A 21,649-nucleotide genomic window follows, 5' to 3' on the forward strand; every position below is an offset into this window, starting at 1 on the left:
AAGTAAAAAAAGAGGAAATGACGAATTCGTATCCGGTTTCAAAAGGAAAGGTACTGCCTGTATTGTTTGGTTTTTTCATTATGGGTTTCTGTGACCTTGTGGGTGTATCCGTAACCTACGCAAAAGATATGTTCGGATGGTCGGAGACCGAAGCCGGTTTCCTACCGTCCATGGTATTCATATGGTTTCTGATCTTGTCTATTCCTACAGCGATGCTGGCGAACAAAATCGGCCGTAAGCACACGGTGATGATCAGCATGTTTTTCACCTTTATCGGCATGGTGATCCCGTTTTTCATCTTCAACGAAATCACCTGTTACCTTGCTTTTGGTTTTCTGGGAATAGGCAATACCATATTGCAGGTATCGTTGAACCCGTTATTGACCAATGTGGTATACGAAGACAAGTTGACAAGCAGTCTTACTGCCGGACAATTCATTAAAGCGATATCCTCGTTCCTGGGGCCTATCGTAGCCGGATATTGCTCCCTACACCTGGGTAGCTGGGAAAAGATGTTCTCTCTTTACGCCATTGTCACGCTTATTTCATCTGCCTGGTTATATTTTACCCGGATAGAAGAGACGCCAAACGAGGAGAAATCACTCTCTTTCGGCCGGATAATCGGCTTATTGGGAGACGGCAAGATCCTGCTACTCTTCCTGGGTATTCTTTGCATCGTGGGATTGGATGTGGGAATGAATACCGTTACACCCAAATTACTGATCGAACGGACAGGGATAGAAAAAGAAGCGGCAGGATATGGTACAAGCTGGTATTTCGCAGCCCGGACACTGGGTACATTCATCGGCGCATTCCTATTGGCAAGAGTATCGGCGAAGGGCTATTTCAGGATAAACATGCTGGTTGTGCTGATTGCCATGGGCGCATTATTTATTGTTTCCACCCAACTGTGGATCCTGGCGATGGTGTCCATCATCGCATTTGCAGCTTCCAGCATTTTTGCCGTTATTTACGGAATAGCGCTGCAACTCTATCCACAGAAGGCAAACGAGATCTCAGGGCTTATGATCACCGGCGTGGCAGGAGGAGCTGTAATTCCACCCTTAATGGGGATTAGTGCTGATTATCTGGGGAACCAGACCGGCTCACTGCTGATTATCGGGATTTGTGTTATCTACCTCTTCGGCTGCTCATTCTGGGTAAAAACCGGAACCAGCAGCAACCGAGTCTGAACTGATCGCAGATCAAACAACAAGTATATATCAAAAATGTAAAAAATAGTATGAAACAAGTTTTTATCTATGCATCTGCCCTCCTCTTCTTATTGGGATGCAAGGGCGGTATGGCTGAGAAAAAGATCAACCCGGAACTGGTTCAACAAATTCGTCAGGATGAGCGCATCGGGCAGGTAAAGACCATGGCCGAAGAGCTGCTGGAGAATGGACTGAATGCGGGTGATGCCTATAATGAAATATGGATCCGCGACCTGAATACCTTTATTGAGCTGGCTTGCAAAGCCGGAGATGTAAATAAGATCAGGGAATCGCTGCTTACTTTCTTTAAACTCCAGGGCAGCGACGGAAATATTGTGGACGGTTATGTAAAAAGAACGGATGCACGCGTATCCTACAATTACTCTTATAGCGATTTAGCACCCGAGTTTGCAGCCCATAAAAATACGGTGGAGACCGATCAGGAGGCATCGCTGATTCAGGCGGTAGCGAAATATATACGGGTGACCGGGGACAACTCTATCCTGCAGGAAGAGATTGGAGGGCGCAGCGTTGACCAGCGGATGGAAGATGCCTTGCATTTTCTGGCAAAAGATAAATTCAATGAAAAGTATGGCCTACTCTGGGGGGCGACCACTGCCGACTGGGGAGATGTGCAACCCGAACATGACTGGGGAGTGAATATAGATGACTCATCCCATCTCTGCATCGACATCTATGACAATGCCATGTATATCATCGCCATAAAGGATTATCTGGAAATAACCCAAAGTGGCGACAAAGAACAATGGAGTAATATTTGCCAACAGGTTTCCTCTAATGTAAGAAAATATCTATGGGACAGCAAAAACCAGAAGTTCATCCCCCATATCTATCTCGACGGCTCACCTTTTCCCGACGATTTCGACGAGAGTGCTATTTACTATCATGGAGGGACAGCCATTGCCATTGAAGCGGGATTATTGTCAAAAGAAGAGATACTGGTATCCTACAATAAAATGAAAGAGAATGTAAAAGCCGCCAACGCCCAGTCGATAGGATTGACGCTTTATCCCGTCTATCCCAATGGATTTTTTAAGAACAGGGGAATGGGTGAATATTCGTACCAGAATGGAGGCGACTGGACCTGGTTCGGCGGTAGGATGGTGCAACAGCTGATCGCCAACGGGTTTTATGAAGAAGCATACGAAGCCATCTCCCCGATATTGGACAGAACGATCAAGCATAACAACTTTTACGAATGGTGGACACCCGACGGAACTCCCCATAACGGCAATTTCAGAGGGTCGGCCGGGGTATTGTGGAAAGCGATTGAACTGTTTGAGCAATCGTTGGAATAAGGAGTACTACATGATTGCATAACTGAATCATTCATTTGAGACTGTATGCAACCCAATATCAACAAACTAAAAATGAAATACTTACCATTCATTACTCTATGCTGCATCATTTTTGCAGATTGTGTGTCTGACAAAAGTGGCGTCATGGAAGATGATTTTACGCGATACGTCAATCCCAATATAGGTACGGTACACAGCCGATGGTTCTTTTACACGCCGGCCGCTGTTCCTTTCGGAATGGCAAAACTGGCACCCTCCACAAACGGATCTTACGGCAATAAGGATGGGTGGCAAGCGGTCGGATATGAGGATGGTCATACCTCTATTGAAGGATTCGCCTGTTTTCATGAGTTCCAGATTGGTGGAATTATGCTTATGCCGGTAGTAGGTGAGGTAAGGACGCAGCCGGGACGTCTCGAAAACCCTGAAGAGGGGTACCGTTCCGGTTTCGACAAAGATACCGAAACCGCGACTCCGGGGTATTACAGCGTCATACTCAAGGATTACAATACCAAAGTGGAACTCACCGCCACCGAAAGGGTCGGCTTGCAACGATATACCTTTCCCGAAAGCGATAGCGCATACATTATCTTCGACATAGGGAACCGGCTGGGAGAAAGCGGTGCGGTGAAAGATGCATATATCCGGTTAATCGACCACCAGACCATTGAAGGATCCGTAACCACCACTCCCGAATATACCAAAAAATACCAGAGCGGAGCCAATATCACAATGTATTTCCACGCTAAACTGGATCGGCCGATCGAAGAAAGTCTGGTATTCCATCGTGGAGAGAAAGCCGTTGAGGGAGACGAAATAAGCGGTATTGGCAGCACAATGGCCGTCAGGTTCAATACTGCTAAAAATGGGGATATCACTGTAAAGATCGGACTATCCTACACCTCTGTCGAGAATGCCCGGTTAAACTATGAGGCTGAAGCTGCTTCCAAAACATTTGATGAAATAAAATCTGATACCCACGCCATCTGGAAAGAGAAACTCGGAAGAATAAAGGTTAGTGGAGGGAGTAATGAGGATAAAACCAAGTTCTATACCGGCCTCTATCATGCCATCCTTGGAAGGGGATTGGCAAACGATGTGAACGGCGCCTATCCCCGGAACGACGGAGGAATCGGACAAATCGAGATCGACCAGCAGGGACAGCCCGTTCATAACCATTACAATACCGATGCAGTCTGGGGTGCTTTCTGGAATCTCACCCAACTATGGACATTGGTCTACCCCGAATACTTTTCAGACTGGATCAAAAGCCAGTTATTGGTCTATCAGGAGACCGGCTGGCTTGGCGATGGCATTGCCAACAGCAAATATGTCTCCGGCGTTGGTACCAATTTTACCGGCCTCGCCATTGCTGCCGCCTACAACTGTGGCATCCGCGATTTTAATGTGAATCTGGGTTATGAAGCGGCACTCAAGAATGAAATTGAGAGCAAAGACCGTATAGAGGGCGCCGGCAAAATGGATGTAGGATTGTTTGTCGACATGGGGTATGCTCCCTATGTACCCGAGCTCGCCTGGTTATCCACACCCGAAGGATCGATGTTCGGCACATCACATACGCTGGAATATGCTTTCAGTTGTTTTGCCGTGTCCGGATTTGCCAAAGCACTCGGGAAAGAAGAGGAGAGCTTATTACTTCAAAAGCTTTCAAAAGGGTGGCAACTGGTTTTCGATGACGAGACAAAACTGATGAGACCCCGACTCAAAAACGGTGAGTTCCTGGAACCTTTCGATGAACTGGCCCCATGGATCGGTTTTCAGGAAGGAAATGCAGTGCAATATACCTTTTATGTACCTCACCATATAGAAGCACTTATTGAGCGTGTCGGGAAAGAAGAATTTAACAACAGGCTGGATAGTATCTTCACCCTCTCCCAACACACTCTGTTTGGTGGGGGTAAAGAGGTGGATGCTTTCTCCGGGATACACTCAGTCTACAACCATGGCAACCAGCCTAACCTACACGCGTCATGGCTGTTTAACTTCTCAGGAAAACCATACCTGACTCAAAAATGGGTCAGGGCGATCTGTAATGAATTCTACGGGGTAGATGGGACCCATGGCTATGGCTACGGACAGGATGAGGATCAGGGACAGTTGGGTGCATGGTACGTCATGGCCACAATGGGATTGTTTGATGTAAAGGCTTTGACCGAAAATAATCCGCAGATGCAGATAGCCGGACCTCTATTTGACAGGATAGAAATAAAATTAAACAATGATTATTATAAAGGCGATAAATTTATTATTATTGCAGAAAATAACGCTACTGAAAACAATTATATAATATCTGCAGCGTATAATGACAAGACTATAAATGATTTTCAGATCCCATTCTCCAATATCGTGGAGGGAGGAGTCCTGAAACTAAAAATGGGAGATACTCCTCCTTAATACTCAGTTTACATCCTATCACATCCTTATCAAAAAATGAAGAAAATATCTTTACTACTTCTTATCTCGTTGATTTCCAGTATATCCTCTTCCGGTCAAGCCGTATCAACACAAAAAGAACCTGTGGATTACGTCGACTGCTTTATAGGCACTTCAAACTCCAGGTGGATGCTGGGTCCTTATGCCCAGTTGCCCTTCGGCATGGTACAAATCGGACCGGATAATCAAGGAAATAGATGGATGGGAGGATATGAATATGCCATCAACAGTATCTCCGGTTTCAGCCATATCCATGCCTGGACAATGGGGGGACTGATGATGATGCCCACCACCGCCGACCTGGCCATCTCCAATCCCGGTCCCGATGCCCCCTATAAAGGTGCCAACGCAGGTTATCACTCCAGAATCCTGAAAGAAACCGAAAAGGCATTCCCCGGTTATTACGAGGTAGAACTCTACGATCACAAGGTGAAGGCAAGCATGACAGCCTCCACCCGATGCAGCTTCCAAAGGTACGTCTACCCCAAAGCATCCGAATCGAGGATCATGATCGACCTCCATTTCCCGACCGAGTGGGATTACGGTTTTACGGTAGAAGATGCTGTGATAAGTATGGTCAACGACAAGGAGATTGAAGGTTATGCGAAATGCAAATCAGGTGCCTGGAGCAGTTGGAATGACTGGACACTCTTTTTTGTGATCAAGCTGGACAAGCCTATTGAAACATTCAACGGTTGGCATAATGGCCATATCAGCGAAAACATAAAGGATATAAAAGGGAATAACGATATCGGCGCATTTGTGACGTTCACTACAGCCGAAGGAGAGGAAGTCCTTATCCAAACGGGACTCTCCCTTGTGAGCATCGAAGGTGCCAGAAAGAATCTCAATGAAGAGATCGAAATCCCCTTCGGATGGAACTTTGATGCTGCTGTGACCAATGCACGTAAGGTGTGGAATGATTTACTCGGCAAAGTAAAAGTGGAAGGGGGTACGGAAATCAACAAGACAAAGTTCTACACCAATCTTTACCGTTCATTCTCGGGGAAACAGACATGGAATGATGTCGATGGCAGGTATAGGGATGCCTGTGAAGAGATACAGCAATTAGCAGAAGGCCAATCGGTATATGGAGGAGATGCTTTCTGGAATTCCTACTGGAATCTAAACGGACTGTGGTCACTGATTACTCCGAAAATCATGGACAATTGGGTAACCACCCAACTGGAAATGTACAGGCATACAGGATGGACAAGTAAAGGTCCGGCAGGCATAGAATATTCCGGCATCATGGAAGGATCGCACGAGATAGCATTGATGGTGGCCGCATACCAGAAAGGGATTAGAAAAGACGGCGAGGCTATTTATGAAGCTGTCCGAAAAATGGTCTTCAATCCTGGTGGATCTCATCCTTGTGGTGGAAATTATGGCCAACTGAATCTGGGCTATTATACTAAACTGGGATATATGCCAAGAGAGGTAGACGTCGTCTCCAAGACCTTGGATTATGCTTATGACGATTATTGTGTGGCCCAATTGGCAAAAGCGCTGCACAGGAAGAAGGATGCGGCAGTGCTTGAAAAGAGGGCCATGAACTACAGGAATGTATTTCATCCCGACCAGAAATATGTCTGTCGAAGGGACTCGTTGGGAAACTGGGATCCGGAGTTTGATATCTTTTCAAATCAGGGATTTATCGAGGGAAATTCGTGGCAATATTCGTGGTATGTTCCTCATGATGTCCCCGGTTTGTTGGACCTGATTGGGCGCGACAAGGCAAAGCAACGGTTGAAAGATGGTTTCAGGAAATCGGAAGAGCATAATTTTGCAGCTCATATCTTCGATCGTACCATGGGCCAATCGGCGGAATTTTATATCAATCACGGGAACGAGGTGAACATGAGTGCCGCATACATCTTCAACTATTTGGGAGAACCGGCTTTGTGCCAGCAATATACCCGCGAAATACTGGATCGATACTATGGAGCAACACCCTATCATGGCTGGGAAGGCGATGAAGATGAAGGCCAGATGGGAGCGTGGTTTGTAATGACAGCTATCGGATTATTTGAGATGAATGGAGGAGTGACCGCCAACTCTGAGTTTGACATTACTACTCCACTATTTGAAAAAATCACTATCTCACTGGATGGCGATTACTATCCGGGAAATAAATTCACTATCGAGACAAAGAACTATAGCGGGGAGAACAAATATATCCAGGCTGCCTACTTAAACGGCAAGAGGCTCAAAAGGCCAGAAATCCTTTTCTCCGACATTGTCAAGGGTGGAACTCTTATACTTGAAGCAGGAGATAAACCAAACGACAAAGCTTTTTAGTCCGAAGAAGACAATTATCCGAAAAAAATAAATTTACGATATTAAGAGGGGAAACACTAAGAAAAAGATGATAGCTATTCCCACTCTTTGATCCTTTTCACCGCTTCGGCGGTCCGCTCATAGCTGTTGAAGGCGGTCAACCGGAAATAGCCTTCACCCTGGGTACCAAATCCAATGCCGGGTGTACCCACTATATGACACTCTTCGAGCAGACGGTCGAAGAAGGTCCATGAATCCATACCATTCGGGCATTTCAGCCAGATATAGGGTGAATTTTCACCCCCGAAAATGGTCCATCCCTTTTCCGCCAAGCCTTTCCTGATGATCTCTGCGTTGCGCATGTAATATGCGACCATCTCTCCAACTTCATGCTGCCCCCCAGGCGAATAGACTGCTTCCGCCGCTTTTTGAACAATATAGGGGGTACCATTGAATTTGGTGGATTGGCGGCGATTCCATAAAGCATTGATTGAAATCTCTTTGCCGTTGACAGATTCTGTTATCAATGTTTTCGGGACTACGGTATAGCTACAGCGCAGACCGGTGAATCCGGCATTCTTGGAGAAAGAACGGAATTCAATGGCACAGGTCGTGGCTCCCTCAATTTCATAAATAGTACGAGGTATCTCTTCATCCCGGATAAAAGCTTCGTAAGCCGCGTCAAACAGGATAAGACTCTTGTTTCTCAGCGCGTAATCCACCCACTGTTTGAGTTGCTGCCGATTCATCACCGTACCTGTAGGGTTGTTGGGATAACAGAGATAGATCACATCCATCCGCTGCGAAGGTATCTCAGGCAGAAATCCGTTCTCCTCGCCACAGGAAAGCATTACGATCTTCGAAGACTTGCCCAGCCGCATGATATTGGTGTCGAGATAGACAGGATAGACAGGATCGGTAATGGCTACCACATTGTCTTCTCCCAGGATATCGCCAATATTTCCCGTATCGCTTTTTGACCCATCACCCACAAAAATTTCATCCGGAGAAATTTTCACACCTCTCTGCCTGAAATCGATCTCCGCTATTTTATCCCGCAGAAAACTATAGCCCTGCTCCGGTCCGTAACCACGAAAAGTAGCCTTATCCGCCATCTCATCCACCGCACTGTGCATGGCACTGATGACAGAGGGAGGGAGGGGGAGTGTTACGTCGCCAATCCCCAGCCGGATCACATCCGCCTCAGGGTGTGCCGCACTGAATATCTCTACTCTTCTGGCTATGGTACTGAACAGATAACTCTCATTCAGTTGCAAATAGTTTTCGTTGATTTCAAACATATAACTGATTTGATGATTTACGGATTTGATGATTTTGATAATCAGTACATCAACTAATTATCACATCAATTAAAGCTCTCCTTTAAACACGAAATGGGCATCACCGGTAAGGAAGACCTGGTTATTGTCTCTCTCCCACTCAACCTCGAGGGTACCCCCTCTGAGTTGGACCGATGCTTTGAGATTGGACTGGTTAGTAATCACTGCTGCAACTAACGTAGCACAGGCACCACTCCCACAGGCAAGCGTCTCGCCACTTCCTCTTTCCCATACCCGCATCCTGAGATGGGTCGGGTCGACCACCTCGATAAATTCCACATTGGTGCGTTGCGGAAATAGAGGGTGGTTCTCGATCTGCGGTCCGATCTTCTCTATTTCCAGTGCATCTATACCCTCCATAAAGATAGCCACATGCGGATTACCCATGGAGACAAAAGTGATGAGGTACTCCTGGCCGTTCACCTGCAGGGGATAGTTGACCATTCCGGGAATAGTGACCAGGTTCGAGTCGGCAAACGCCGCTTTCCCCATATTTACCTGTACACGTTCCACTTCATTGCTTTGCGGATTCACCGTCAATGCAAGATATTTCATACCCGATTTCGTATTGAGGGCGATCTCTTTTTTAGTGGTTAGTCCTCTTTCATAAAGATATTTACCCACACATCGCGCCGCATTCCCACACATCGCACCTTCACTGCCATCGGCATTGAACATCTTCATGGAGAAATCACCCTCTTCGTCAGGCCCGATAAGAACAAGCCCGTCACTCCCTACCCCGAAATGGCGATCGCTCACCCGGCGGGATAACCGTTTCGGATCATCCACCCGCTCTTCGAACAGGTTGACATAGATATAGTCATTGCCTGCGGCCTGCATTTTTTCAAACTTCATACGATTGAAATTATTTCATTTTCTATCAAGACCGGTATTCATACCGAACCCAAACTTTATCATAAAAAAACACCTGCGTGATTCCACAGAATCAGGCAAGTGTTTTAAGATTATATGCAATGAGTGTATCCGGATTATTATCCCTTGGAGTACGCCATCACAAATGAGGCAAAATTCAAAAATTACCTAGTTTATATTTAAACGATTTCGCTTTAAATAACCAATTTACATAGACAATTGTTTATTATTCGACAAAAATACAACTTTTTGTTTGTTTTTCATACAAAAAAGAAACAAATTTTTTATTTGTACTTTATCCATTTTATCATTTCCTTGATTGATGGTTTTTTACCGTACATCAGAATACCTACACGGTAAATTTTGGCGGCAAGGATGGAGATAAGTATAAATGTACCATAGAGTAGGGCAACCGACAATAACTTCTCCCACAGGGGTATTCCGAACGGTATACGTACCATCATCACAATTGGTGAACTGAACGGGATCAGCGACGTCCAGAATGCCAACGGTCCATCGGGATTATTCACGCTATAGAATCCTGCAAAGAAAGCGAAGGCGATAATAAGTGTGACAGGGGTCAGGAACTGACCTGTATCCTCTTCGCTATCTACTGCCGAAGCAAACATGGCGAAGATGGATGCATAGAGGATATATCCCCCGATAAAAAAGAGGATAAAATAGAAACCGATTTCTAACCAGTTGACAGACATCACCGTATTCATAATTCCTTCCATATCGAAATTGGCCATTTGGGGCGACACGGCAGTCGCTTCCACCTGTCCATGAGAGGCTATAAAGAAAGACAATCCGCTGGAGAATAGTCCCATCAATATACCCCAGATAGCCAACTGTGTAATTCCGACCAGGCCGATGCCTACTATTTTACCTATCAACAGGTTGACCGGCTTCACGGAAGAGACCATCACCTCAACGATACGGCTCTTCTTCTCTTCGAGCACCGCCTGCATCACCATATTGCCATACATCAGTATAAACATATAGATAAGAATGGTGAAGAGCATTCCGATGATTGTAGCCAGTTCAGTAGACGATTCCGATACTCCCCCCTCGCTATCGAGGCGCAATGTACGCAAGGAGACCCTTGACCCATCCTCCACGATGGATCGTACCTGTGTGATGGCTTCCGTGTCCACACTACCGGACGATGAAAGATCATCCAGTTTTTGTTGTGTCACCTTCTCGCTCAACGTATTCACGATCATCGACTGCAATTCCTGCGGCGCCTGTTTATGGGATGTAAGGGAAACTGCACGCGGATCCTCATTCAGGTCACCGGTAATCTGTAAAATTGCAAATAAATCCTTCCCCAATCTTGATTCCGATTCCTGTTGCTCCGATTTGCCTATCACCTGAAACTGATAAGCGTTGGTAGATTTCAACAAAGGGGCATAGATACCTGTATTATCGATTACGGCCACATTCTTCACGCTTCCCTCATTGAGAGTGGAAAGCCACAGAGGAACTAATGACAAAGCCACCATCAGCACCGGCATAAGGAGAGTAAGAATAATAAATGATTTTTTTCTTACCCTTGTAGTATATTCTCTTTGGATTACTAAACCTAATCTGTTCATTTTCTGTTGATTTTCAGTTGTTATTCGGTTGTTGCTCGATTGATGTTCAGTTGTTGTTCGGTTGTGATTCGGTTGTTGTCCGGTTGTATTTATCCCGCAAGACGGGAAATAACATGAACGAAGTGAATGAATAACTACTGAATAACGGCGAAGCATAAATTATTTTGTTACGGTGCGGATGAATACATCGTTCATGGTAGGCAGTTCTTCATCATAACTCACTACCTCATACCTGTCGAGGATCAATCTCACCAAATCATTGCTGTTGATATCATCCTGCTTCTGGATGCGCAGATCGACAAATTCATGGTAGGGTTCTTTCGACAACAGAATAAAGGAAGGGTGTTCCATGTCAAAATCATTACCCATCAGCCGGAACCGGAAAATATTAGGACGATGTTGTTTACGGATATCAAACACTTTTCCCTGCAATACCACCTGCGATTTATGGATAAGGGCTATATTATCACACAACTCTTCTACCGATTCCATATTATGGGTGGAAAGAATAATGGTTTTTCCTTCATCCTTGAGCCGGAGCATCTCCCGCTTTACGATATCTGCATTCACCGGATCGAAACCGCTGAAAGGTTCATCAAAAATCAGCAGTTCAGGATTATGGATCACCGTGGAAATGAACTGCACTTTCTGTTGCATACCCTTAGATAACTCTTCCACCTTACGGTTATACCAATCCATAATATCGAACCGCTTGAACCATATCATCAACTCGTGATGAGCTTGTTTTTTGGATAATCCTCTTAGTTGAGCCAGGTACATCGCTTGCTCCCCTACTTTCATCTTCTTGTATAACCCACGCTCTTCGGGCAAATAGCCTATCCTGTAGACATCTTCGGCTTTCGAGGAACGACCATCGATCATCACTTCACCACTATCGGGTGCGGTAATACGGGTAATGATACGGATGAGTGTAGTCTTCCCCGCTCCGTTCGGCCCCAACAACCCGAAGACAGTGCCACGGGGTACCTGAATACTCACCTTATTCAACGCCAGATGGCTGGCATATTGTTTTACTACGTCACTGGTTTCTAAATACATTTATTTCAATTGTTATGCGATTGTTATTCAATTGTTGTTCAGTTGTTATTCAATTGTTGTTCGGTTGTTGTTCGGTTGTATTTATCCCGCAAGACGGAAAATAACATGAACGAAGTGAATGAATAACTACCGAATCATCCCGCAAAGCGGGGAATAACTACTGAATAACGTGAGCGAAGCGAGCGAATAACTACTGAATATCGGCGAAGCCTAATATTTCAATATTATCCTTTCTCCCAAAAACTCCTTCGCAAGCACTTTCTTTATCTCCTGTAACTCTTTCAATTGAGCGATAAGGGAGAGGGATTCTTCCGGGTCACTCTGTTTCATCGCCTCTTTTATCTCCTTGATCCGTTGCATGATATAAGCGTTTTTTAGTTCTGTAGTTGCACGGGGCACAAGGGAATTCAGCAGATTTTGCTCCAACAAGCGGGAGTTTTTGTCTCCCTGCTCTTCTCCTAATATTTTTGCATGAATTTTACTCAGTTGGTACCGGTCGCTTATCAACTCCGATGCCAGCCTGCTGATTTGGGGATCGGGATGTGAGAGAAAGTAACGACTGGCATCAAAATCGGGATCCTCGATATAGGTCGCTGCCTCATCAAAAATCCGCCGGTACAGGCTGATAGTAAAGATGATACTGTCCCGGTTAAGATCTTCATTCACAAATTCAATAACTCCCGGGCCCTCTTCTACCAACACATCCTCTTCGATAACCTCTCGCCCCTCCTTACGTTTACGCTTTTCGAATTTCCGATATATAGGCATATTCCCGTAGCGGACTATATAACGCACTATCTCCTTTTCATATTTTTCGTAAGGAGTTTTTAAAGAGGCTTTACTTTCCGTAAGGACTACTCCCGGTATTGGCATCAGCTCCAATTCGCGGTCTGGAAACGAAACCGGCTCTTTTTCTTTCTGTTCTTTTTTTCTTTCGTAATTGCGGCGGCGTATCTTATTGATCTCCGAAATCAGTATCTGCTCCTGCATATCCAATAGCTGTGAACACTCCTGAATATAAACCGATCGTGTAATTGTATTGGGAATCAACGCAATGCTTTCCACCACATTGGATATCAGCCCTGCCCGTTTGACTGGATCATCCCCCACCTCTTTCAGCAGAAGTTGCGTTTTAAACCGTATAAAATCGACCTCGTTTTGTGCAATATAATGGTGAAAGCCTTCTGCATTCTGCTTTCTGGAAAACGAATCGGGATCTTCCCCTTCGGGGAGCAGTACAACCTTCACATTCATTCCATCTTCCAACAACAAATCGATCCCCCTCAATGCCGCTTTTATCCCCGCCGCATCACCATCATAAAGTACGGTAATGTTTTCGGAGAAGCGGTGGATCATACGGATCTGACCGTAAGTGAGTGCCGTACCCGACGAGGCCACCACGTTCTCGATACCCGCCTGGTGCATCGAGATCACATCGGTATATCCTTCCACCAGAAAGCACTTATCCTGTTTTACGATGGCGTTTTTGGCAAAATAGATTCCGTAGAGTTCCTTACTTTTGGAATAGATTTCGCTTTCGGGGGAATTCACATACTTCCCCGTATTCTCTACTTTTTTGAGGATACGGCCTCCGAAAGCGACCACCTTGCCGGAGAGTGTATGGACAGGGAAAATCACCCTTCCCCGGAAACGATCGTAGAGCGCCTGACCTTCATTACCGGTGGATAATCCCGTTTTCAACAGGTAATCCCGCTTGTATCCCGCTTTCTGCGCTTCGACTGAAAAGGCGTCACGTTGCTCCAGACTATAACCGAGTTGGAACTTCTTCACGATATCGTCCCGGAATCCCCTCTCACGGAAATAACTGAGTCCAACCGCTTTCCCTTCAGGATTGGCGTGCAATATTTTTACAAAATAATCGCGGGCATACTCGTTAAGGATGAACATGCTATCGCGATCACTCTGCGCCTGCTTCTCCTCATCGGTAAACTCCTTCTCCACCACCTCGATATTGTACTTCTTGGCAAGGTACTTCAGCGCTTCGTAATAGGAGAGCTGCTCATGCTTCATCACGAAGTGAATAGGTGATCCTCCTTCGTTACAGGCAAAACACTTACAGATATTCTTGGAGGGAGAGACATAGAAGGAGGGGGTACGATCGTCATGAAAAGGGCACAAACCCACGTAGTTCACTCCCCGTCGACGGAGCGTGACAAAGTCGGACACAACATCCACAATCTGTGCCGCATCCTGAATACGTCCTAGAGTTATCTGAGCGATCATTTGGCTGCACGAAATTAATGATTTTTCCTGTAAAAGAATCCTAAATACAAAAATAAAGCCCTATATTTGTAGAGTATTTAGTCTAACTCAAGTACTATAAATATTTACAAAAATGGATGCTATCGACTGGTCGAATTTATCATTCGGCTACATGAAAACCGACTACAACGTACGCAGTTATTACCGCGACGGCAGATGGAGTGATCCCGAACTGGAAACATCGGAACAAATCAACCTGCATATGGCAGCTACCTGCCTGCACTACGGACAGGAAGTTTTTGAAGGATTAAAAGCTTTTCGTGGGAAAGACGGGAAAATACGTATTTTCCGGATGAGGGAGAATGCACTGCGCCTGCAATCCTCCTGCCATGGAATAATGATGGCGGAGCTACCGGTGGAACTTTTTGAAGAGATGGTATTGTTGGCCGTAAAGAAGAACGAACGTTTTGTACCTCCCTATGAAAGTGGAGCTTCATTATACATCCGACCACTGTTGATCGGTACCAGCGCCCAAGTAGGCGTGAAACCGGCCAAAGAATATACTTTCCTTATTTTTGTTACACCGGTAGGTCCCTATTTCAAGGAGGGATTCAAACCGACTCCCATGGTTATTATGCGTGAGTACGACCGTGCCGCACCACTCGGAACCGGAATCTACAAGGTGGGTGGAAATTATGCCGCCAGTCTGGTTGCCGGAGAGAAAGCCCATGAAATGGGATACTCCGCTGTACTTTATTTAGACGCCAAAGAAAAGAAATATATCGACGAGTGTGGACCTGCCAACTTCTTCGGAATCAAGGAGAACACCTATATCACGCCAAAATCGACATCGATTTTGCCTTCCATCACCAACAAAAGCCTGATGCAACTGGCAGAAGAGATGGGAATGAAAGTGGAACGTCGCCCGGTTTTGGAAGATGAATTAGCCACTTTCGAGGAAGCAGGGGCCTGTGGCACAGCCGCCGTAATCAGCCCCATTCTACGGATCGACGACCTGAGTGAAAACAAGAGTTATCAATTGTCTAAAGACGGTAAACCGGGTCCGATCTGCGAAAAGCTATACCATAAACTACGTGCAATCCAATATGGCGACGAACCGGATAAATATGGGTGGATAACGGTAGTTGAATGAGCGGGATAAAAAGAATAACTATGTTTTTAAAATCGCGTAATCACTACGAAAAAATAAAAACATAGTTAAGATTTTGGTTGGATTAAAAAATCAATGCGCGTAATTCTATTTTTCAATGAATCGGTAGCAAAGATAGGCTATTATTACCAACCGGCAGAAACCTCTTAGCAACTATTTCCCCATCCGGGGAAAATTTCCACAGTTCCTCCACTACATCTTTTTTAAGCCTGCAAATACGTATTGTCGCCTTTGGATGTGTCTTCTTGTTAAAACCGTTGTATGCAACGATCCGAACCCGACATACGACTATTGTTCGTCCGCATAAAAGAAGGGGACAAAGAGGCTTTCAATCGTTTGTTCCGATTGAAATATGAACCGCTTTTGTGTTTTGCGAAAAGCTACCTGGGTGAGACGGGGAAAGCAGGGGAGATCATTTCCGATCTGTTTGTCTGGCTCTGGCTGAACCGCGCAGATATCTCCGGGATTGACTCACCGGAGATATATCTTTTCAAGAGCGCGAAAAACCGTTGCCTGAACGCACTGAGGTGTAATGGCAAGGTGGTCTCAATCGATGAGCAACCATTGCCTGTACAACCATCGACCGACCACACACCCTTCTCTCAAATGGAGCATCAGGAATTATCGGAAAGACTCCATGCACTCGTAAAAAATCTACCGCCCCAACAGCAACAGATCTTCAAAATGATAAAAGAAAGTGGTCTGTCTGCCCGGCAGACCGCTGAAATCCTCCAACTATCACAACGAACCGTCGAGACACATCTCTATAAAGCAGTGAAAAGGCTCGAAGAAGAAATCACTCTCTATTTAGGCTATTCTCCCCGCAAAAAACAAATCAAAAAAACAATGTCGGCAATGTGGTAATTTCCTTCTTCTCACTACGTATTTCACGTCTTTGCTGTGTCTTGTAATAAACGACAAACTCAGCAGCAATGACAAAAAAGACATTCGCCGCTTTGGTTTCCAAAGAGATCGGCGGCAATATATCAGAAAAAGAACGTGAAAAGTTACGACAGACGCTGAAGGGTGACAGCCGAGTGAAAGAGGTATACGAGGAGATACATGCCTTTATGCGGGAAAAAGAATCACTGACAGAAGTAGATATCAATGCCAGACTGGATGAGGTATGGGGTAAAATCGCCGGAACACCATCCACCGTTGTTTGGCATCCGAAAGAGTTATCCCGCATATCAAAACCGAGGAAACGTATGATCCCGGTATGGGGCCAAGTTGCCGCGACGATAGCCATCCTGATCGGATTAGGATGGATGGCTTACTACTATTCTCCATCCAAAAAGGATCTGTATAGCCAAATGATAGAGTCAGGCAATGAAAACCTCTATGCCGTGCTTGACGATGGTACCCAAGTATGGCTTAACAAACACTCCAAGATCACCTATAATGACCATTTCGGTGAGAAACAGCGGAAAATAAACCTTACAGGCAAAGCCTTTTTCGATGTAGCATACCACCCCGAAGTATCTCTCACCGTAACAGCCCGTGAAATAGATGTGACGGTAAAAGGAACTGCTTTCAATGTCGATGCCGCCTCAAACAATATTGAAGTAGCGCTGATACGCGGATCAGTAGCAGTAAAAGACAACCGGAAGAAAAACAGCAAAGAGATACTGTTGCAGCCCCACCAGAAAATCATCATGCGCAACGGATACTTCCTCTCAAGTGACAGCAATTTCGTCGTCCAGGATTTGATACAGGAAAATGATACGATTATTCCCGAAACACGATGGTTAAAAGATGCGCTGATATTCCAAAAGCAGCGATTCTCCGATCTGGCCAAACTGATGGAAGAACGTTATAAGGTAACCATACGGATAGAAAATGCGGCATTGGCCGAACAACGTTTCACGGGGAGTATCAAGAGCGAAACACTGCAGCAGATGCTCGATGCACTAAAACAATCCTATCCGTTCACCTACGAAATAAACGACAAAGAAGTGATTATCCGTTGAATCGGAACAATATCTCCGGCTACTCATAACGCAAGTGAGACTTAAAACAGGACGCACGCAACAGACTAATATGCACTCTTTAAAGATTACTCTACTTTTAATTACTCTACTTTTTCTGACTATCGGGCTGCATGCTCAAACCGGTACGATCAGTATCTCAGCAACGAATGCATCCGTGAAGGATGTGTTCGTTGAACTACAACAAAAGAGTGGCTACAGAATCCTCTATAACGATGAGATTGTGTCGGACGAGTTGCGGGCCACCATTCAAGCCGAAAACAAACCAGTGAAAGAAGTACTTGAAGTCTTGCTACAAAATAACGGATTGACTTTCGTCATGTCGTCGGATGAATTGATCATCATCACGAAATCAAAATATATACAGGATGAACAGGAGATATTCGGTACGGTTATCGATGAAAATGATAAACCGGTACCATATGCCAACGTAGTTCTATTCCTCGGGAAGGATACCGTCCAATTTCGGTATGGTGCCGTAACCGATTACGAGGGTTACTACAAATTATCAGGTGTAAAACCGGGTGATTACCATTTGCGAATTTCGTTTATGGGTTACAAAACAGCCTATACTAATTTGTTTATCCCTGCCGATAGCCGTGAGCCTTTTATTTGCAATTTCAAACTAGAAAAAGACATCACCCTCCTGCAGGAACTGGTAGTGGAAGCAGATCATCCGGTGATGAAAGTAGACCGGGAGAAAATTATTTATCACGTTCCCTCATTGCTGAAAAACAAATCGGTAACGAATGCTTATGAGGCTATACGGGAAATCCCGGGAATAATGGAACAACAAGGTATCTTAACGCTCATCGGTACAAATGGAATGACCATCCTGTTGAACGGACAAAAAAGCTCCATGCCCTATGAGCAATTAATGGAGACTTTACGCGGTATTCCGGTCTCACGTGTGGAAAATATCGAGGTGATGTACAGTGCTCCACCGCAGTACAATGTGCGTGGAGCAGCAATCAACGTAGTCCTGAAACAGACTTCGGAAGAGAACAAAGAGGATGAGACATGGCAAGGAGAAGTCACTGCCGAATATACCCAACGTCACTATGCCATTGGCAATGGAAGAACCAACCTGCTCTACCTGGGAAAACGGACATCAGTAGATGCATCCTATTCCTATAAGAACGGCAAAAGTTTCAATTCGGAAGAGCTCACTGCAGCACATATCCTGGACGGGGTAACACACCATATTTCCCAATATAGTAGAAGAAGCGGAAAGGGGACAAATCATAATACCCGACTGGCTTTACAACATACTTTAAGCAACAAGGATAAATTCGATATGGCTTATACGGGTATCTTTCATGATACGAAGTCCGACCATATAGCATCCACCGATATTTCCGGAAAGACGATCGACACGAAAACAGGTCTCGATGGACCTTCCTCTACCCACAATATAAAAGTCGACTACACGGCCCATTTTGGGTTAAACGTCGGCGCGGATTACACCTCCTTTAACGATCAATCTGACTATTATCTGCAAAATAGCGTTCGAAACTCTTTAGCGTTGGCAGAACGACTGACTTATCGGTCACGACAGCAAATCGATCGCATCATGTTTTATGCCAACCGGTCACATTCACTCAAAAACAGGTGGAGCATCGATTATGGCTTCAATTACTCGGGAGTGCAAGCAAAGAACCGCTCTGATGCACTAAAAGATGGGGTTGAATATAACGAAGCGACCTTCAACACGAAACAACAGGAACATATCTGGAACTTTTTTGCCGGCTTCTCCAAAACCTTCACTGAAAAGTTATCAGCACAGGCATCTATTGCAGCGGAGTATTATAATGCCAAAGAGATATCCAAGGGCATTGAAAAAGAACTCTGGAATGATGTAGCGTGGTTTCCTACGGTAAATTTAAGTTACCGTCCAACGAAAGAACATATCTTCCAATTTGGTATCTCTTCCGATAAAAATTACCCTTCTTATTGGAGCCTGAATCCCAATATATTCTATTTCAGCGCTTACGGGGTAACCTACGGAAACCCTCATCTGCTACCAATGAGAAATTACAATATGGGACTAACCTATATCTTCCGGCAGAAATATGTGATCCGTCCCTTTTTCAATTATATTCCCGATTATTTTGTACAATTACCCTATCAGTCTCCCCATGAACTCCGACAGGAATTTATGGAGCAAAACTACACCTATCGCAAAAATATAGGACTCATGGGGGTAATTCCGTTCGAAATCGGCAAACGTATTTCATCGAGAGTGATTGCCAACGCAATGTATTGGCACGAGAAAGACGATGATTTTTTTGATATTCCCTTCGACAGAAGAGCCCTTGTCGGGATATTACAGATGAACCACGATATTACTCTCGCCTTCAAACCCAATCTGAAGATGAATATCTCGGGATACATCTCCACTCCCGGCGCCATACAGGGAATCTACGATCTGGGTGCTTCGGGCAATCTCTCCGGGGCATTGACATGGACATTCCAAAAAGAACGTGCACGATTGATACTGAGGGCTGATGATATTTTTAGTACGAGAACACCCGCAGCATCCGTCGACTACAAAGGGCAGAAAAGTACATTGAAAGCTTTCCGTGACACACGAGCCGTCATCCTCTCTTTTATTTACCGCTTTGGAGGTTACAAGGAAAAAGAACACAAAGAGGTCGATACCTCCCGGTTTGGAGGATTGTAAATAGATTGTTTATAAGTTTTCAGGTATTTTCTTTGATATATCAAAATAATTTATATCAAATTTGGATTTTATAGATAAAAGTTGTATCTTTGCGGTGCTCATTCTACCAATATAGGAGAATTGAGTTTCGAAGTTCGATACGCCAAGAAGCTTATCGAACTTTGCGTTTTTAATATACTTCATCTAATCTTCTCTGATATTTCTTTGCAATAATTTTAGGCCCCCCGTATTTCTCTTCCAAATAATAAGCGGACAATAAATAATAATCTTTAGTACTCCTATATGGCTCTAAAACAATCACATAATTTTCTTTTTCATCAAACAAATACGTCCTTATCACATCACGACCGTTAAACCTATCTTTATAACTAAAGATTTTAATAGCTTCTTTTTCCTGGACGAGATGCCAAATCCAATGTAATCTTTCAGATCTTTTTGGATCATATATTGTCCTTGACTTTATTCCATCTTCATTTTCCTCCGTCCTTCTTGTTAAATGACTGAATAGGGTATCCAATGCAGGCTCTCCATCAATTTTTATAGGGCGAATTGTTTTTTCCTGAAATTTAAAATGAGGATTATCTGCAATATCCCGATCAAAAACACCTCTTAATGATATATCCCGTTGTCTCTCATTAAAGTGTGCCAATTCCAACAGTTGATTATACTTTTTCAATAAATTCAACGGCATAGATTATTACTTTAAATCAATAAAAAACAAATTAAATTTCTGTTCATACGGAGGAGTAGGTAGTGTAATCGACTTATTACAATTCTTTTCGATTAACTCTATTATTTTATTCTTTGCCGTGACTTTATTCAAACCTCTTAATTTATAGTTAATAGCACCCATTAGCACATCCGTGAGTTGCATCAGTTCACTTTCATACGATTTTATTACCTGTAACGTTCTGACATTCATGTAGTCTCTTTCCAAGTATTTTTTGAGATTCCTTGCTTTTAAATAAGAGTAGGTATCCTTAATATCGATATAAATATTAAAGGTATCTGTGGGAGTTAACCTTTTATTTAGTAGTTGAAAATACATTTTATCATAAAAATCACCATGAGTCTGATCAAACTCTCCGTGTTTCAATTTAGATTTATCAATAATTATAGCTCTGAATTTTAAATCTGTTGCAAAAAAATATTCCACAATTTCTTTATAACATTCATATTGAGACTTTGAAATCTTACTCCATTTCAGTTCTCCTTTTAGATAATGTTTTCGCTTAATGCCCCTTATCTTTTCATTGTGTATTTTCAATTGATGATAGGCTGTACTTACAAAAGATAAAATCATATATGGAAAATGATCATTCTCTATGTGGGTACTTTCATCACAATAAAAATTGTAAGTCTTATTCATTTTATAGAAGATATTATACTGTTCCGAAAAAGCTTATCACTACCATGTCGATTATTGCATTTGCCTTTGTTGTTGCTG

The 21,649-nt window shown here is 44.1% G+C and carries 15 protein-coding genes; 8 read left to right on the forward strand and 7 right to left on the reverse strand.

The window, feature by feature from the left end; genetic code table 11:
• Nucleotides 1-17: 17 nt before the first annotated feature.
• The 4 genes from VB073_RS04965 (at nt 18) to VB073_RS04980 (ending at nt 7,288) form a co-directional block, all read left to right on the forward strand.
• Nucleotides 18-1,193 (forward strand): MFS transporter, encoded by a 1,176-nt coding sequence (locus VB073_RS04965; RefSeq protein WP_323403036.1) that lies wholly within the window; start codon nt 18-20, stop codon nt 1,191-1,193.
• 50 nt (nt 1,194-1,243) lie between these two features.
• The gene (locus VB073_RS04970; protein ID WP_323403037.1) at nt 1,244-2,533 is read left to right on the forward strand and encodes a hypothetical protein; all 1,290 of its coding nucleotides are present in this window, start codon (nt 1,244-1,246) and stop codon (nt 2,531-2,533) included.
• 72 nt (nt 2,534-2,605) lie between these two features.
• Complete coding sequence (locus tag VB073_RS04975; RefSeq protein WP_323403038.1) at nt 2,606-4,948, forward strand: GH92 family glycosyl hydrolase; 2,343 nt, start codon at nt 2,606-2,608, stop codon at nt 4,946-4,948.
• 36 nt (nt 4,949-4,984) lie between these two features.
• Complete coding sequence (locus tag VB073_RS04980) at nt 4,985-7,288, forward strand: GH92 family glycosyl hydrolase (protein ID WP_323403039.1); 2,304 nt, start codon at nt 4,985-4,987, stop codon at nt 7,286-7,288.
• Nucleotides 7,289-7,362: 74 nt separating this feature from the next.
• On the opposite strand, the gene VB073_RS04985 is transcribed toward VB073_RS04980, so the two are convergent.
• The 5 genes from VB073_RS04985 to dnaG form a co-directional block, all read right to left on the reverse strand.
• Nucleotides 7,363-8,568 (reverse strand): LL-diaminopimelate aminotransferase, encoded by a 1,206-nt coding sequence (locus VB073_RS04985; RefSeq protein WP_323403040.1) that lies wholly within the window; start codon nt 8,566-8,568, stop codon nt 7,363-7,365.
• Between the two features lie 69 nt (nt 8,569-8,637).
• Nucleotides 8,638-9,462, reverse strand: coding sequence for a diaminopimelate epimerase (gene dapF / locus VB073_RS04990; protein WP_323403041.1), 825 nt, complete (start codon nt 9,460-9,462; stop codon nt 8,638-8,640).
• Nucleotides 9,463-9,764: 302 nt separating this feature from the next.
• Nucleotides 9,765-11,078 (reverse strand): ABC transporter permease, encoded by a 1,314-nt coding sequence (locus VB073_RS04995; protein WP_323403042.1) that lies wholly within the window; start codon nt 11,076-11,078, stop codon nt 9,765-9,767.
• A 159-nt stretch (nt 11,079-11,237) separates the two neighbouring features.
• Nucleotides 11,238-12,137, reverse strand: a complete 900-nt coding sequence (locus tag VB073_RS05000; protein ID WP_323403043.1) for an ABC transporter ATP-binding protein — start codon at nt 12,135-12,137, stop codon at nt 11,238-11,240.
• Between the two features lie 210 nt (nt 12,138-12,347).
• Nucleotides 12,348-14,381 (reverse strand): DNA primase, encoded by a 2,034-nt coding sequence (dnaG, locus tag VB073_RS05005; RefSeq protein WP_323403044.1) that lies wholly within the window; start codon nt 14,379-14,381, stop codon nt 12,348-12,350.
• 112 nt (nt 14,382-14,493) lie between these two features.
• On the opposite strand from dnaG, the gene VB073_RS05010 reads away from it, so the two are divergent.
• The 4 genes from VB073_RS05010 to VB073_RS05025 all read left to right on the forward strand — a co-directional run bounded on the left by VB073_RS05010 (nt 14,494) and on the right by VB073_RS05025 (nt 20,202).
• Complete coding sequence (locus VB073_RS05010) at nt 14,494-15,513, forward strand: branched-chain amino acid aminotransferase (RefSeq protein WP_323403045.1); 1,020 nt, start codon at nt 14,494-14,496, stop codon at nt 15,511-15,513.
• A gap of 279 nt (nt 15,514-15,792) precedes the next feature.
• Nucleotides 15,793-16,395, forward strand: a complete 603-nt coding sequence (locus VB073_RS05015) for a sigma-70 family RNA polymerase sigma factor (protein WP_323403046.1) — start codon at nt 15,793-15,795, stop codon at nt 16,393-16,395.
• A 68-nt stretch (nt 16,396-16,463) separates the two neighbouring features.
• A complete protein-coding gene (locus VB073_RS05020) occupies nt 16,464-17,501 on the forward strand; it encodes a FecR family protein (RefSeq protein WP_323403047.1) in 1,038 nt (345 codons plus the stop codon).
• A 70-nt stretch (nt 17,502-17,571) separates the two neighbouring features.
• Nucleotides 17,572-20,202, forward strand: a complete 2,631-nt coding sequence (locus VB073_RS05025) for an outer membrane beta-barrel protein (RefSeq protein WP_323403048.1) — start codon at nt 17,572-17,574, stop codon at nt 20,200-20,202.
• Nucleotides 20,203-20,371: 169 nt separating this feature from the next.
• Here VB073_RS05025 and VB073_RS05030 read toward each other — a convergent pair whose 3' ends face one another.
• Together VB073_RS05030 and VB073_RS05035 are read right to left on the reverse strand one after the other, a co-directional pair.
• Nucleotides 20,372-20,851: a hypothetical protein gene (locus VB073_RS05030; RefSeq protein WP_323403049.1), complete on the reverse strand. Its 480-nt coding sequence runs from the start codon at nt 20,849-20,851 to the stop codon at nt 20,372-20,374.
• A gap of 48 nt (nt 20,852-20,899) precedes the next feature.
• Entirely contained in the window at nt 20,900-21,571 is a 672-nt protein-coding gene (locus VB073_RS05035; RefSeq protein ID WP_323403050.1) for a DUF3800 domain-containing protein, read from the reverse strand.
• Nucleotides 21,572-21,649: the final 78 nt, after the last annotated feature.

The sequence above is a fragment of the Proteiniphilum sp. genome (assembly GCF_034927365.1).
GTDB lineage: Bacteria > Bacteroidota > Bacteroidia > Bacteroidales > Dysgonomonadaceae > Proteiniphilum.

Bases quoted from the DNA above. Each gene is read 5' to 3' on its own strand.
- VB073_RS04965 (WP_323403036.1), top strand. From the start codon at position 18: ATGACGAATTCGTATCCGGTTTCAAAAGGAAAGGTACTGCCTGTATTG.
- VB073_RS04970 (WP_323403037.1), top strand. From the start codon at position 1,244: ATGAAACAAGTTTTTATCTATGCATCTGCCCTCCTCTTCTTATTGGGA.
- VB073_RS04975 (WP_323403038.1), top strand. From the start codon at position 2,606: ATGAAATACTTACCATTCATTACTCTATGCTGCATCATTTTTGCAGAT.
- VB073_RS04980 (WP_323403039.1), top strand. From the start codon at position 4,985: ATGAAGAAAATATCTTTACTACTTCTTATCTCGTTGATTTCCAGTATA.
- VB073_RS04985 (WP_323403040.1), bottom strand. From the start codon at position 8,568: ATGTTTGAAATCAACGAAAACTATTTGCAACTGAATGAGAGTTATCTG.
- dapF (WP_323403041.1), bottom strand. From the start codon at position 9,462: ATGAAGTTTGAAAAAATGCAGGCCGCAGGCAATGACTATATCTATGTC.
- VB073_RS04995 (WP_323403042.1), bottom strand. From the start codon at position 11,078: ATGAACAGATTAGGTTTAGTAATCCAAAGAGAATATACTACAAGGGTA.
- VB073_RS05000 (WP_323403043.1), bottom strand. From the start codon at position 12,137: ATGTATTTAGAAACCAGTGACGTAGTAAAACAATATGCCAGCCATCTG.
- dnaG (WP_323403044.1), bottom strand. From the start codon at position 14,381: ATGATCGCTCAGATAACTCTAGGACGTATTCAGGATGCGGCACAGATT.
- VB073_RS05010 (WP_323403045.1), top strand. From the start codon at position 14,494: ATGGATGCTATCGACTGGTCGAATTTATCATTCGGCTACATGAAAACC.
- VB073_RS05015 (WP_323403046.1), top strand. From the start codon at position 15,793: ATGCAACGATCCGAACCCGACATACGACTATTGTTCGTCCGCATAAAA.
- VB073_RS05020 (WP_323403047.1), top strand. From the start codon at position 16,464: ATGACAAAAAAGACATTCGCCGCTTTGGTTTCCAAAGAGATCGGCGGC.
- VB073_RS05025 (WP_323403048.1), top strand. From the start codon at position 17,572: ATGCACTCTTTAAAGATTACTCTACTTTTAATTACTCTACTTTTTCTG.
- VB073_RS05035 (WP_323403050.1), bottom strand. From the start codon at position 21,571: ATGAATAAGACTTACAATTTTTATTGTGATGAAAGTACCCACATAGAG.